At 42.9% G+C, this 13645-nt stretch carries 12 protein-coding genes; 1 reads left to right on the top strand and 11 read right to left on the bottom strand.

The features are described from left to right. Nucleotides 1-71 precede the first annotated feature (71 nt). Entirely contained in the window at nucleotides 72-1121 is a 1050-nt protein-coding gene (gene argC, locus NYE45_RS26780; RefSeq protein WP_340014609.1) for an N-acetyl-gamma-glutamyl-phosphate reductase, read from the bottom strand. 331 nt (nucleotides 1122-1452) lie between these two features. Here argC and cls point away from each other — a divergent pair, with 331 nt between their 5' ends. Continuing rightward, nucleotides 1453-2901 carry a cardiolipin synthase gene (gene cls, locus NYE45_RS26785; protein WP_340014610.1) on the top strand — a complete coding sequence of 483 codons (1449 nt, stop codon included), beginning with the start codon at nucleotides 1453-1455 and terminating at the stop codon, nucleotides 2899-2901. A gap of 156 nt (nucleotides 2902-3057) precedes the next feature. Here cls and NYE45_RS26790 read toward each other — a convergent pair whose 3' ends face one another. The 10 genes from NYE45_RS26790 to fliS form a co-directional block, all read right to left on the bottom strand. After that, entirely contained in the window at nucleotides 3058-3966 is a 909-nt protein-coding gene (locus NYE45_RS26790) for a YitT family protein (protein WP_062837019.1), read from the bottom strand. Between the two features lie 131 nt (nucleotides 3967-4097). Beyond that, nucleotides 4098-5211 (bottom strand): peptide chain release factor 2 gene (gene prfB, locus NYE45_RS26795; RefSeq protein WP_339167413.1). Its coding sequence is split into 2 segments (ribosomal slippage): nucleotides 4098-5138 and nucleotides 5140-5211, totalling 1113 coding nucleotides; the frame shifts between segments, so codons are not numbered across the junction. Nucleotides 5212-5497: 286 nt separating this feature from the next. Further along, complete coding sequence (secA, locus tag NYE45_RS26800) at nucleotides 5498-8002, bottom strand: preprotein translocase subunit SecA (protein WP_340014611.1); 2505 nt, start codon at nucleotides 8000-8002, stop codon at nucleotides 5498-5500. Between the two features lie 753 nt (nucleotides 8003-8755). Further along, on the bottom strand, nucleotides 8756-9319 hold the full coding sequence (raiA, locus tag NYE45_RS26805; protein ID WP_047840659.1) for a ribosome-associated translation inhibitor RaiA: 564 nt from the start codon (nucleotides 9317-9319) through the stop codon (nucleotides 8756-8758). Between the two features lie 421 nt (nucleotides 9320-9740). Continuing rightward, nucleotides 9741-9938, bottom strand: coding sequence for a cold shock domain-containing protein (locus NYE45_RS26810; protein ID WP_024631599.1), 198 nt, complete (start codon nucleotides 9936-9938; stop codon nucleotides 9741-9743). Nucleotides 9939-10206: 268 nt separating this feature from the next. Beyond that, a complete protein-coding gene (locus NYE45_RS26815; protein WP_340014612.1) occupies nucleotides 10207-10932 on the bottom strand; it encodes a hypothetical protein in 726 nt (241 codons plus the stop codon). A 15-nt stretch (nucleotides 10933-10947) separates the two neighbouring features. Next, entirely contained in the window at nucleotides 10948-11436 is a 489-nt protein-coding gene (locus NYE45_RS26820) for a hypothetical protein (protein ID WP_340014613.1), read from the bottom strand. A 14-nt stretch (nucleotides 11437-11450) separates the two neighbouring features. Beyond that, nucleotides 11451-12005 (bottom strand): hypothetical protein, encoded by a 555-nt coding sequence (locus tag NYE45_RS26825; RefSeq protein WP_340014614.1) that lies wholly within the window; start codon nucleotides 12003-12005, stop codon nucleotides 11451-11453. Nucleotides 12006-12904: 899 nt separating this feature from the next. After that, nucleotides 12905-13252: a hypothetical protein gene (locus tag NYE45_RS26830; protein WP_340014615.1), complete on the bottom strand. Its 348-nt coding sequence runs from the start codon at nucleotides 13250-13252 to the stop codon at nucleotides 12905-12907. After that, nucleotides 13239-13640: a flagellar export chaperone FliS gene (gene fliS, locus NYE45_RS26835; protein WP_340014616.1), complete on the bottom strand. Its 402-nt coding sequence runs from the start codon at nucleotides 13638-13640 to the stop codon at nucleotides 13239-13241. Before fliS ends, NYE45_RS26830 begins: the two co-directional genes overlap by 14 nt. Between the last annotated feature and the right edge of the window lie 5 nt (nucleotides 13641-13645).

Genomic DNA, 13645 nt, shown 5'->3' on the forward strand with positions numbered 1-13645 from the left:
GTTCTCCCTAAGTGACTCCGAGAATGCACTCTTACACTTCATATTTCAATGCACCTCTTGAATTCCATCTCTTATGGATATACCGGTGTCATGTTCAACCCGAGGTTCTCCTCCCATCCCATCATCAGGTTCATATTTTGAATCGCTTGCCCGGAAGCACCCTTCACCAGGTTGTCGATGACCGAAATAATCGTCAAACGCCCTGTGCGAGGATCCACCGCAAATCCGATATCACAATAGTTGGACCCGTACACTTCTTTGGTAGAAGGCCAGATGCCCGGTTCACGTACACGTACGAAAGGTTTGTTTTCATAATATTTGCGATACAGATCCACGATCTCCCGGTCACTGTGTTCCCCAACGAGGCTTGCATACATCGTACTCATGATTCCACGTGTCATTGGCACCAGATGTGTTGTAAAGGTAACCGTTACAGGCGTTCCCGTTATATTACCAAGCACTTGTTCGATCTCGGGAATATGTTGGTGTTTGTTGAGTTTATAGGCTTTAAAATTCTCATTCATCTCTGCATAATGGTTTGTCAGACTTGTTCCGCGTCCCGCTCCGGATACGCCTGATTTGGCATCAATAATGATGGTAGAAGGGTCAATCCAGCCTGCCTCTACTGCAGGAATCAGTCCGAGAAGAGTAGCCGTTGGATAACAGCCCGGGTTGGATATAAGATTCTGTCCCTTCACTTCTTCGCCATACACCTCAGCCATGCCATATACCGCTTGTTCCAGCAAATCAGCTGGAGGAGCCGGATGTTTGTACCACTCTTCGTACACCGTTCCGTCCTTGAGTCTGAAATCGCCAGACAGATCAATGACCTTAAGTCCTGCTGCCAGCAGGCTTGGTACGAGCTTCGCACTTACGCCGGACGGGGTCGCTGTGAATACCAGATCCGCACGACTCGCAATTTCAGCCGGATCTACACCGTCGAGTGGCCTGCGAATCACGTCCGTCAAATGTGGGAATCCATCTGCGATGGACTCACCACTGCTCGATGATGAGATCACTGATGTGATTTCAACCAACGGATGGTTCTGGAAAAAACGAATCAGCTCCACCCCGCCGTAGCCGGTGGAACCGACGATTGCTACTTTTAATTTGTTATTCACTCTCGCTCCCCCAATCTCGATGTATGCGCTACTTGTGCTATGCCTAGGCTCTAATGAGGCCTGAACACAGCAATTCCGTCGCTTATATGCATATTTGTGTATTATTATACGACTCTGGTTATATAAATACAACACTCTATCATCAATTTCACATGGATTTCCTCCCAATCCGAACATATCTTTTTTTCACATCCGGGACGAATAGATATACTTCTGTTAAAATACGTATTAGTAGGAAACATTACAATCAGGGTCTCATTCATAACTAACCTGCTAATCAAGGACATATGAATAGATTCATGATGGTCATTATGAGACGTGGGGGACTATAGTGCATATCGAATCCATTTTACTTATTGTGCTCCTGGGCCTGAATATTATTTTTGCGGCAGCAGTCGTTTTCTTCGAACGGAAGGATGCTAGCGCTTCCTGGGCTTGGCTGCTCGTCTTGAACTTTATTCCGGTGTTTGGGTTTGTACTTTATCTTTTAACCGGTCAGAACCTGACCCGATACCGGCTTTTCCAGTGGAAAGAACGTAAGAAGCTCGGGCTGGAGGAACGCATTGAAGCCCAGCTCACACAGTTGCATGACAACCGAACACCCTTCCACAACCAAGCAACCGAAAGTAGTCAGGACATGATCTATATGAACCTGAAGCAGAACGGCGCTCTGCTGACAGAGGATAATGCGGTTGAGATCATTACGGACGGAACAGACAAGTTCCAGCGACTCTTGGACGACATCGAAGCGGCTAAGGATCACGTGCACGTGCAATATTACATTTATAGAGGCGACCGTCTGGGTAAAAGAATTCGGGATGCACTTATCCGCAAAGCGCGGGAAGGTATCAAAGTCCGTTTGCTGTATGACGCGCTCGGATCGCGACGGGTATCAAAACGATTTTTCAAAGAATTGCGCGAAGCAGGCGGTTTGGTTGAAGTCTTTTTCCCTTCCAAATTCAGTCTGATCAACTTGCGTATGAACTACCGAAACCACCGGAAAATCGTCATCATCGATGGTAACCTTGGATACACGGGCGGGTTCAATGTTGGAGATGAGTATCTCGGCTTGAACTCCAAATTCGGTTACTGGCGCGACACACATCTGCGTATTCAGGGGAATGCCGTTCATGCGTTGCAGACCCGTTTCCTCCTGGATTGGAATGAAGCGTCCAAGCAACACGATACACCTTACGTTCCAGCGCATTTCCCTCATATCGAGGGTACAGGAAAGATTGCCATGCAGATTGTCTCCAGTGGACCGGATGCAGAGACCGAGCATATCAAGAACAGTTATCTCAAAATGATTAACGGGGCCAAACAATCGATTCTGATTCAAACGCCTTATTTTATCCCGGATGCCAGTGTATTCGAAGCTATTCGTCTCGCGTGTCTGTCCGGCATTGATGTTCGCATTATGATTCCAAATAAACCCGACCACGCTTTCGTATATTGGGCTACGCTATCTTATATTGGTGAGTTGTTGAAGGTTGGCGCCAAGGTATTTATATATGATAATGGCTTCATTCATGCCAAAACACTTATCATTGACAGTTTGGTTGCATCCGTGGGGACCGCCAATATTGACTACCGCAGTTTCCGCTTGAACTTTGAGGTAAATGCCTTTATGTACGATGAAACAATTGCGACAGCACTCGTACAAACCTTTGAGCACGACTTGCACGTATCTCGGGAGATGACGCTCGATGAATACAAAAATCGCAGTTTGATTATTCGCTTCAAAGAAGCCATTTCCCGTCTGCTATCTCCGATTTTGTAGCGGTCAATATAAGATAAATTAAGGTTAAGTTGAACTTTTAATAAAAGAAAAGCAGGTACTCCCTCTCCGTTATCTCAGAGAAGGATGTACCTGCTTTTTTCTTGAAATTCCAAACCAATGTGCCTATATGGCTCACTCGCTATATTTTAAACTCGCTCACACATGTTCTCCCCGTTTAAAGCCTTCGCCAAGCACTTCGTGCGCGTTACTGATAATGACAAAAGCTCCCGGGTCCACAGACCGGATCAACGCTTTGAGTCTTGGCACCTCATTTTGCCCAACCACTACCATCAGTACCGTTCGTTGATCATCGGTGTAACCGCCTTTGGCTTCCAGCTTCGTTAATCCGCGATCCAGATCATCCAAAATCACTTTGCTAATCGCTTCTGTCTGGTTGGAGATAATATATGCCACCTTGGAGAAGCCTAGCCCCATCTCAACGGCATCGATTACTTTACCGGTAACATACAACCCAATCAGCGCATAGAGAGACTGCTCCAATGACAATACAAAAGCAGCCATAATAATAACGGTAGCATCCATAATGACGACACAGAGGGAGTAACTCAGGCCACTGTACTTCTGCACAATCCTGGCGAGAATGCTCATGCCACCTGTTGATCCTCTACCCCGGTATACAATTCCGATCCCGAGACCAACGCCTATTCCACCATACAGTGAACCAAGTAACGGATTCGTTGTTGGGATGGCCCAATCCTTTGTGAGATAGACTAAGAGCGGCAGGACAATACTGCCCAGGACTGAACGAATACCATACTGCTTACCAATAAGCAGAAAACCCGCGATCAGAAGTGGGATATTAATCGCCCATTGGGTATATGCCGGCTCCCAATTAAGCCATTCCTTACCCAGAATTGATAACCCGGACACTCCACCCGAAGCGATCTGATTCGGTAATAAAAATAAATTAAAGGCCACTGCAATTAAAAACGAACCTAAAATGATAGATATCGTATCCACGACGTTTCTCCATGGACCATTGAGTGGAATGAGGCTAGTTATCCTCTTTTTGCGATTATTGTGAAGTTGTGATCGTTGTTGCATGTTCTCGTGCTCTCCTTTGTTGTGACTGATCAGTTGTTCGCTCATTTTTGCTATCTTATAAATTTATTCAAAAAAAGCTCCTGTACACACCAGCATACGCCTACACGTATGGGTCCATACAGGAACTTTTATTAATCGGTTTCTACTTTAATCTGGCTACGCAAATAACCATCGATGAATGCATCGAGGTCGCCGTCCATTACTGCTCCTGTATTTCCAGTCTCTACGCTTGTACGGTGATCCTTTACCATACTATAGGGATGGAACACATAGGAGCGAATCTGGCTACCCCACGAAATATCCGACTGATCCCCTCGGATTTCATCCAGCTGTTGTTTTTGCTCTTCGATTTTACGCTCATACAATTTCGAACGGAGCATCGTCATCGCTCGCTCACGGTTCTTGATCTGTGAACGTTCATTCTGACATGTTACAACTACACCTGTTGGTAAGTGAGTAATCCGTACGGCAGAGTCGGTAGTATTGATATGCTGTCCACCCGCGCCACTCGCCCGGTACGTATCGATCTTGAGATCCTCTGTACGGATGTCCAGTTCAATCGTATCATCAATCTCCGGTACCACATCACAGGATACGAAGGACGTATGTCTACGGCCCGATGAGTCAAAAGGAGAGATCCGAACCAGTCGGTGTACACCCTTCTCGGCTTTCAGATAACCATAAGCGTTATGTCCTTTGATCGACAACGTAACACTCTTGATCCCCGCCTCATCACCTGGCAGATAATCCAGTACCTCAACCTTGAAGCCACGCTTCTCGGACCAACGAGTGTACATCCTTAGAAGCATCTGTCCCCAGTCCTGGGACTCGGTACCACCCGCACCCGGGTGAAGCTCCAAAATTGCATTCATCTTGTCGTACGGCTGATTCAGGAGAAGCTGAAGTTCGAACTCTGCGACCTTGTTCACGATCGCTGTAATACTGTTACCAATCTCGGCAGCGAGGTCTTCGTCGCCTTCTTCGTCCGCCAGTTCGATCATCATTACCGCATCATCGTAGTCCTGTTGGAGTTTGGTGTATTGATCCACAGATCCCTTCACCGCATTTAGTTCAGCAATTACGGATTGCGCCTTGTCACTATCGTCCCAGAAATCCGGGGCAGACATCTTCACTTCAAAGTTGCCAATCATCTCTTGCTTCAGATCTAAGTCAAAGAGACCCCCTAAGGTTTGTTAGTTTCTTGCCTATTTCACGCAGGTCATGCTTCACGTTTGGATCGATCATGTGCAATTCCTCTTTTCATTAAGATAAGCTCCCCGCATCCAGGGCATTCCTCCAGACCAAGCATTAGATGCGCCAACCTGGTGTTGAGATCACTGATATATCAGTATATCTCTTTCCCGCGATCATGGTCATATCATTATAACTATGCACCATTAATCGGTTTTGCATCCTTCACTTCATCCTATGGAATACCCGGCTGCGAGGAGCTGTTCATGTCATGCTATTTAAGTTGACCAAGTTAATGTTACACCCGCCACTCCGATTACAGTAGCATCTTCCGATCGCTCTACTCTTGACCGTGGCAGTGTTTGAACTTCTTGCCACTACCGCATGGACATGGATCGTTACGTCCGATTTGGTCAGAAACCTTCACTGGACGTTTCTCAGCAGGCTCACCGCTTGTCGAGATCTGACTTTCCTCAACAACCGCTTGACGCTCCTGATTGCTCTCGATCTGTGCTCTCATCACATATGTCGCTACTTCTTCTTGAATCGAAGCGATCATCTGATGGAACATCTCGAAGCCTTCGAACTGGTACTCACGCAGTGGATCTGTACCGCCGTAGGCACGAAGGTGGATACCTTGACGCAATTGATCCATTGCATCAATATGATCCATCCACTTGCTGTCTACTGCACGGAGCACAACCACTTTCTCGAACTCACGAACCATCTCTTCGCCAATTCGCTCTTCACGTGCATTGTACTTGTTCTGAACTTTCTCAAACAGATACTCGATAATCTCTTCTGCTTCCTTGCCCCACAGATCATCTTTCGTTACCGAACCGTCATCCAGCAATTTGCTGTTCATGTAATCGGCAACTTCCTGCAGCTCCCAGTTTTCCGGAATATCGTCACCACAATGAGCTTCAACGATACGTTCAATGGAAGGTTTGATCATATCCATAACGATCTGTTTAATATTTTCGGACTCCAGTACCTCGCGGCGCTGTTTATATATAATTTCACGTTGTTGGTTCATGACATCATCATATTGGAGAACGACTTTACGCACGTCAAAGTTGTTACCTTCAACACGCTTCTGCGCTGATTCTACTGCACGGGTAATCATCCGGCTCTCGATCGGTTGGTCTTCTTCAAAACCAAGGCGCTCCATCATGTTCAGTACATTATCTGCACCGAAACGTCTCATCAATTCATCACCCAGTGACAGGTAGAATTGTGTTGAACCCGGGTCACCTTGACGTCCCGCACGACCACGCAGCTGATTATCAATCCGGCGTGATTCGTGACGCTCTGTACCGATGATATGAAGGCCGCCTACTTCAGCTACACCTTCACCCAAGATAATATCCGTACCCCGTCCAGCCATGTTGGTTGCAATCGTTACCGCACCCGCTTGTCCAGCTCCTGTGATGATCTCTGCTTCTTCCGCGTGGTACTTGGCGTTCAGTACCTGGTGTTTAACACCACGGCGCTTAAGCATGTCAGACAGGCGTTCAGAGTTCTCGATGGACACTGTACCTACCAGAACCGGCTGATTCTTACTGTGGCGTGCCACGATCTCTTCTACAACCGCTTTGAACTTGCCATCGATGCTCTTGTACACAACATCTGCCATGTCATCCCGTTTGTTCGGACGGTTGGTTGGAATTTGCAGTACTTCGAGACCGTAGATTTTTTTGAACTCTTCTTCCTCGGTTTTCGCTGTACCTGTCATCCCCGCAAGTTTACGGTACATCCGGAAATAGTTCTGGAAGGTAATCGTAGCCAGCGTCATGCTCTCGTTTTGTACTTCAATGCCTTCTTTGGCTTCAATAGCTTGGTGCAATCCATCACTGTAACGACGTCCAGACATCAGACGACCTGTGAATTCATCAACGATCATAACCTCTTCATCACTGACAACATAATCTACGTCACGACGCATGATTACGTTGGCTTTCAAGCCCTGTACGATGTGATGGTTAAGAGTAACGTTGGCATGATCATACAAGTTCTCGATACCAAATGCTTTCTCTGCTTTTGCCACGCCCGCCTCAGTCAACGCTACGGATTTCACCTTGATGTCTACCGTAAAGTCTTCTTCTGGCACCAGACGTTTCACAAAACGATCTGCTGCATAGTACATGTCTGTCGACTTCTGAGCTTGTCCAGAGATAATGAGTGGCGTACGCGCCTCATCGACCAGGATGGAGTCCACTTCATCAATGATACAGAAGAACAATGGACGTTGTACCATTTGCTCTTTGTAGAGCACCATGTTATCACGCAGATAGTCAAAACCAAACTCGTTGTTCGTTCCGTACGTAATATCACATGCATACGCATGTTGTTTCAAAGCATGGTCCATACCGCTCAGGTTAACCCCTACCGTCATGCCCATGAATTCATAGATTTGTCCCATTTCCTGGCTATCCCGCTGTGCCAAATAGTCATTGACCGTGACCACGTGTACACCTTTGGACATCAACGCGTTCAGATATACCGGAAGTGTTCCTACCAGCGTTTTACCTTCACCCGTTTTCATCTCGGAAATACGGCCTTCATGCAGCGCGATACCGCCCAGCATCTGTACATCGTAGTGGCGTTTGCCCAGTACACGGCGTGAAGCCTCACGTACGGTTGCAAATGCCTCTGGAAGAAGTTCATCTGTCGTTTCTCCCTTTTCAATACGAGCACGATATTCGGCCGTTTTGCCTTTCAATTGTTCATCAGACAACGCCTGAAGTTGTGGTTCCAGTTTATTGATCACATCGACCGTCTTCATCAGACGTTTAACATCACGTTCGTTCATGTCGCCGAAGATCTTTTTGACAAGTCCTAGCATGGTATACCCCTTTCGTGCAAAACAGAATAGACCCCCTGTTGCCGCCATGCGACACCATCGGATGGATGTTGCTCCACTTGCCCGGGGGTGACAAACAATATAAAAAGTAATATGGATGAATCAACTCCAGGCTTGCCAAGGGTTCCTCATGAAGCTGATTCGGTGTTCAAACGGATCCGGTTATTAAAAAACTAGCCGAAGCCCGAGCCTTGCGAATCATGTTCATGGTGCTGTGCCTGTCATTGATTATGATTAGCGATCATTCGTTGACAATTCCTCATCAGGACAATGATTCTCTTTGCATAAATTGTAACAGTTTGTAAGGGCCGCCGCAACACGCCACGGCACACTTCTTTGAACTTCTGAGACATATCAAACCGAGTTTAAGTGCAAAAAATCATAGTCGTTAGCGGAAGCCTTCGATTGTCTTGTTTCGTTTTGCAGGATAGACAGCCCTAGCAACGAATTTTGATGGTAAATTTGGATGAAAATCTCAATATCCAGTTCTCGAATACATGTGTACGAATATTTTCGTAATCATGCGAGTCTGGTGGTAAACTTGTACAGATTGTGATTCTTCTTACTATCTATTAGACGCAGCAGCATAGGGAATAGTTTCACCATTTTATTTCCAAAGGTCATTTCCCAGCTCCTCTACGCACAAAAGAGCCCCATCCCCTAAGGGATGGAAGCTCTTGTTAAGTCTAATACAGGAAACTGCAGTTCCTGTGTTCATTATTATTAACGTTAAGATTAACCTTGTTCGATCAATCCGTACTTACCATCGTTCCGTTTGTAAACAACGCTAACTTCTTCACTGTCAATGTTGGAGAATACGAAGAAGTTGTGGCCAACCATGTTCATTTGGAGGATTGCCTCTTCCACGTCCATTGGTTTCAACATAAAGCGTTTCGTCCGTACAACTTCCAGATCATCGTCATCCGTGTCCGCATCCAGTTCAGCTGTAGCTACAGTACCTGTTGGATCTTCAACGAAGAGTGTCTTCAGGCTGCCTTCCTGACGGAACTTACGGTTAATTTTTGTTTTGTGTTTGCGGATCTGACGTTCCAGCTTGTCCACCACGGAGTCAATGGAAGCGTACATATCGTCGCTCTCATCCTCAGCGCGGAGCACAATGCCTTTCAAAGGGATCGTCACCTCTACCGTATGCAAACCTCTCGTCGTGCTCAATGTAACAGCACCGTCAGAGTTAAGGGGTGCATCGAAATACTTCTCGAGTCTACTCAACTTTTTGTCGACATAATCCTTCAAAGCATCAGTAACCTCGATTTGTTGACCTCGAATACTTAAATTCATAGGGCACTCCTCCTTTTTCCTTTGCCACTTCATTATAACACGAATGTAAGCGCCATGTAAAAACTCCCGGTGACCGAATAATGACATCTGTTCAAGCCACATCTGCCAACATAGGCATAACGCCATATTTCGCGATATTTCATCATATTCAGCCATAATCGAATATTTACTTGGTATGAATTATTAGGCGCTTGATGATGTAATTAACCGTTTTTGAGCTTGCTCAATCTATTATGTAAAATGAACTTCAATCTATCTCTTGAATCTATTAAATTCATTAAGATAATGTTCCTCGAATGATCCTCAAATCACAAATCTATTAGAACAAAAAAAGACCCCGGAAAGTACCGGAGTCTGATGCTAGCGATAATTCAATTTGGTAACCATCTAACCATATATGTAGGTCGGATTGTCCGGATGATTATAATTTGATTACGTTAGCTGCTTGCGGTCCACGCGCGCCTTCGACGATGTCGAATTCTACGGATTGACCTTCTTCCAAAGTTTTGAATCCTTCGGATTGAATTGCGGAGAAATGTACGAATACGTCGCCGCCATCTTCAGTCTCAATGAAACCGTAACCTTTTTCTGCGTTGAACCATTTTACTTTACCTTGCATGCACTAACATTCCCTTCGTCATCAAATGAAGTGAAGCTTTCGGCCTTAACCTCTGCCCACAATTCAGATAATACCATCCAAAGTTATCCATTGTCAATTGGTAAAGTAAATGTTTTCTTGGAATTTTTTGTAGATTATTGATAGAGTCTGATGAATTTTCGCTAATCAACGTGTGAGTGCTCGAAAAAGACTAAAACGAGCTAACATGTTACAGTTCTAGTCTGCCTTAGAAAATAGTATGTAAGCACGTCATGTTGTGTAACTAACATTATTTAGAACAGATTGAAGTATACACCTGCTCTGGATTAAGAAAATTGAGGAACACTAGTCCCAAGTTGTTATGCGCATTTTCTAATTGATCATTATAATCAACGTTATAACAAGCCATATATACCTCTGGAGAACAAAAATTCTCACTTAAGTAGCCATGGGCTAATTTGAGGTAATCAATCTTTTTCTTATCTCTTGAACTTAGCCTATCCATTGGCAAGTTAGTAGGAATTACAGTGGTAATATTAGTTTTACACTCAACAAACTCCAACGGATCATTATCATCTATATAAAATACTGAATCAATCTTGCTTAGATTACCTACTAACTCATCTTCATTTCTAATAGTAGGTTCCATAAAAACCTTATTTCTAGTCAAACTCGTAGTGTAGGGGCCGTACCTGTAAACAACTGCCTCAAGAATTTCTGATTTAATTTTATTAAATATGTTGCTATCCATATGATATATTGTTTTCAGTATTTTTTTCATTCGATCCTTCAAGTCATCTCTTATAGCATGTCTGGGTGAATTGAAGGTCTTATCGATCAAAACATCTACCTTCTCTATATATTCAGGTTGAGTGATTTCATGATTTTTTCTTTTACTATTGAAAACTCTGGACATCAGGACAAATGCAATGGGAGATAGTTCAATTATTGATATCAGTTCATTAACCTCAGGACGTGTGCTAGGATTTCTGTAATCGGTAAATGTAAGAGCCACTTTTTCTAACCTTTCCTAAAAAGATTGTATCTTTTTAAGTGGGATAACTAACGCCGAAAGACCCATTTTCATCGTTAAATCATGAATAATTTCCCTAACATACGGCCAAGCATTCAATGTAACATTTCTTTCTGCAAAAACACTTAATACATTTGCATATTCTTCACTAATCACTGTTGCATCAACCTCGTCAATGTTTAAATAGTATTCTAATTGCATATCCAGTTCAATATTGAAAAGTGTATCCTTAAATAAAATCTCATTAAAACTTTGTTCTTCATCTGACTCGTTAACATATGCTTTAACCTTAAACTGAAACGGAAATACTACTTTTAAGTCGATTTGTTGCGCATCTTCTACTGCGTAATCCAAAGCTACATCAAGAGATGGATTACTATGATTAAACTCCTTATTCTTCTCACATCGAACCGCTTCAAAAACAATCTGATTGAGCTGCAACGACTCTATAAATTGACTGTATTTCGTTTCATTAAATTCACTCATAACCCAAACTCCTATTATGCAATTTTATAAAAATCTCTTAATTGTTGCGAACTATGTTCATTAATCACAACTTCATTTTTTCTTTCAAGGTATGGGAGATTCTCTACTTGAAGATCAAATTTAATATAGTTAGGAGCATCCTTAATATACGCAATTATTTCTTCTATAGACTCTCTATTCAACTCTTGCTCAAGTATTTCCTCAGCAATTTCAATTTGGTTTTGTAATATATCTCTCAGCAACTTGTAATCATTGATACTCAACTTTCGTTCATCTAACACATCAATAATTTCATTGAATACCTTCACTCCTCTTTGAGAGAATCCTTTATCCACTTTCTTGACCTCTTTTATCCAGTCCTGATATCCTTCGTCTGTTGTAAATTTGAGGCTGAGCATGTAACCAAATAATTTCTCAATTTTAATTCGAAAATAATCCGAAAATCTTTGCACCATCATCTGAATTTCCGTTTTCTCTTGTTGCACCCCTCTGAATGAGTAACCTCCATTAACCCATTTTTTTATTGTAATTGCGTTATTCAAAATAATCGCCTCCATAGTCAGAGACATCTCGACCCCTCCCACTCTTCCACAATTGAATGTGAACGTGAATACATTCCTGCTACTCCATTGTTACCATGTATATGAGTAAAAAACCGGAACATCACGAAAAGTTTAGAAACAGGGGCCATGCCTCATCAACTTACTAAATAGGTTATTAACCAATTTCTATTTAGGTTAGACACATACCTCGTCAGCATCACAGATACCTATTCCCTTGTTAAATGCATATTAAAAAGATTATCCTAATTATAACAGATCGATAATAGGGTTTTCCATCTCAATACCTGTCTATAATTGTCGAAAAATGTCGAAAATATTAAGAATTTCACTCTATTCCCTTCAACATTACGATACATTTCAAGTTCTAATCCACTAAAACTATATAACTACGCAACCTCCCCATAGCATCTCTAGCAAGCCCTGTCTTCTTTTTACGAGAGACAGTTTCTTATAAGAACAATATATGGATATAATTCCAACCCAATATCATGCTACTTCTGAACTCTGCAATAAAGAAAGTTTACCTATGGATATGATTATTAGATCTAACGTGTTGCTCTCACTAAGCACTCCCTTTTTATATATTCCTTTTTCATCAAGTTCAATTTGAGATTCAAGAAATAAATTCGTGTTTCTTGCTTGGCGTGGATTCAACATGTGATAACTCTATGCGCCACGAAGACCCTATGCTTCATTTTCGGAATCAGATAACCCAATAATTCCTACGTGGTCCTAAGGACTTCTTCCAGCAGTCTACTCGTTTAATTCCAATTACGGTAGTATAAAACCATAAACTAGAATTATCCCCTTTAAGTGGACACTTGAAAAACCTTCATTCACATCATCGACTAATAAAATCGCTTCTATTGGTCATATGTTGCGAATGAAGGTTTTTGTGTGAATTTTTATTTTTTTCTGTCCATCAAAAAACTATCTGGTGTATATCCTGCTTCATACGCGTTTCTTTGTACTTTCGCCTGTCCTCGCTTATGCAACCAGTCCTGTGCTTCCAGTCGAAGCATGTTCATTCGAGCTAGAATCTCCTGATCTTTTTCCAATAGCCTATTAATGATGGCCTTCTCATGTTCACTTGCCTGTTCTTGAGAAAAGTGTTCAATCAATTGATCCACAATCTCTTGTCGTACTTCAGTAAAGGATTCAAGTTGTTCGTACTCCAAGTCATATAATCTAGCTAAAATGTCATTAGTCTTAATCTGCAGTTGACTAATACACTCTGACCTATCCATGTGCATTCACAGGTTGATCTCCCTGACCTGTCACAAGCTTCGACGCTTGAATCCACGTTTCACGAAGTTCAGACAAATAACCTACAGCTTCTTCAGCCTTAGTTTCATCCCGATGAATGTTGGCTTCAACAAGCAAATAATTCGTGTATTCATATAAAGAGTATAAGTTTTTTGAGACATCATAATCCTGATTCAATGTACTCATTAATTCACTAACAATAGTCTGAGCTTTTCCCAGATTCAAATTAACCTTTTCAATATCCTGTTGTTGCATAGCAGCAATGGCTGTCTTCGCAAAACGAATAGCTCCATCATATAACATAATGACTAACTGTGCGGGATTAGAAGTTTGGACAGAGGATTGACGATATTTATCATATGGAGAAGTGATCAAAAGTC

The sequence above is a fragment of the Paenibacillus sp. FSL K6-1318 genome, assembly GCF_037976905.1.
GTDB classification, from domain to species: Bacteria; Bacillota; Bacilli; order Paenibacillales; family Paenibacillaceae; genus Paenibacillus; species Paenibacillus amylolyticus_A.

Excerpts from the sequence above, each read along its gene's own strand:
- NYE45_RS26790 (WP_062837019.1), bottom strand. The coding sequence starts at position 3,966 with ATGCAACAACGATCACAACTTCACAATAATCGCAAAAAGAGGATAACT.
- secA (WP_340014611.1), bottom strand. The coding sequence starts at position 8,002 with ATGCTAGGACTTGTCAAAAAGATCTTCGGCGACATGAACGAACGTGAT.
- raiA (WP_047840659.1), bottom strand. The coding sequence starts at position 9,319 with ATGAATTTAAGTATTCGAGGTCAACAAATCGAGGTTACTGATGCTTTG.
- NYE45_RS26810 (WP_024631599.1), bottom strand. The coding sequence starts at position 9,938 with ATGCAAGGTAAAGTAAAATGGTTCAACGCAGAAAAAGGTTACGGTTTC.
- NYE45_RS26820 (WP_340014613.1), bottom strand. The coding sequence starts at position 11,436 with ATGAGTGAATTTAATGAAACGAAATACAGTCAATTTATAGAGTCGTTG.
- NYE45_RS26825 (WP_340014614.1), bottom strand. The coding sequence starts at position 12,005 with ATGTCTCTGACTATGGAGGCGATTATTTTGAATAACGCAATTACAATA.
- NYE45_RS26830 (WP_340014615.1), bottom strand. The coding sequence starts at position 13,252 with ATGCACATGGATAGGTCAGAGTGTATTAGTCAACTGCAGATTAAGACT.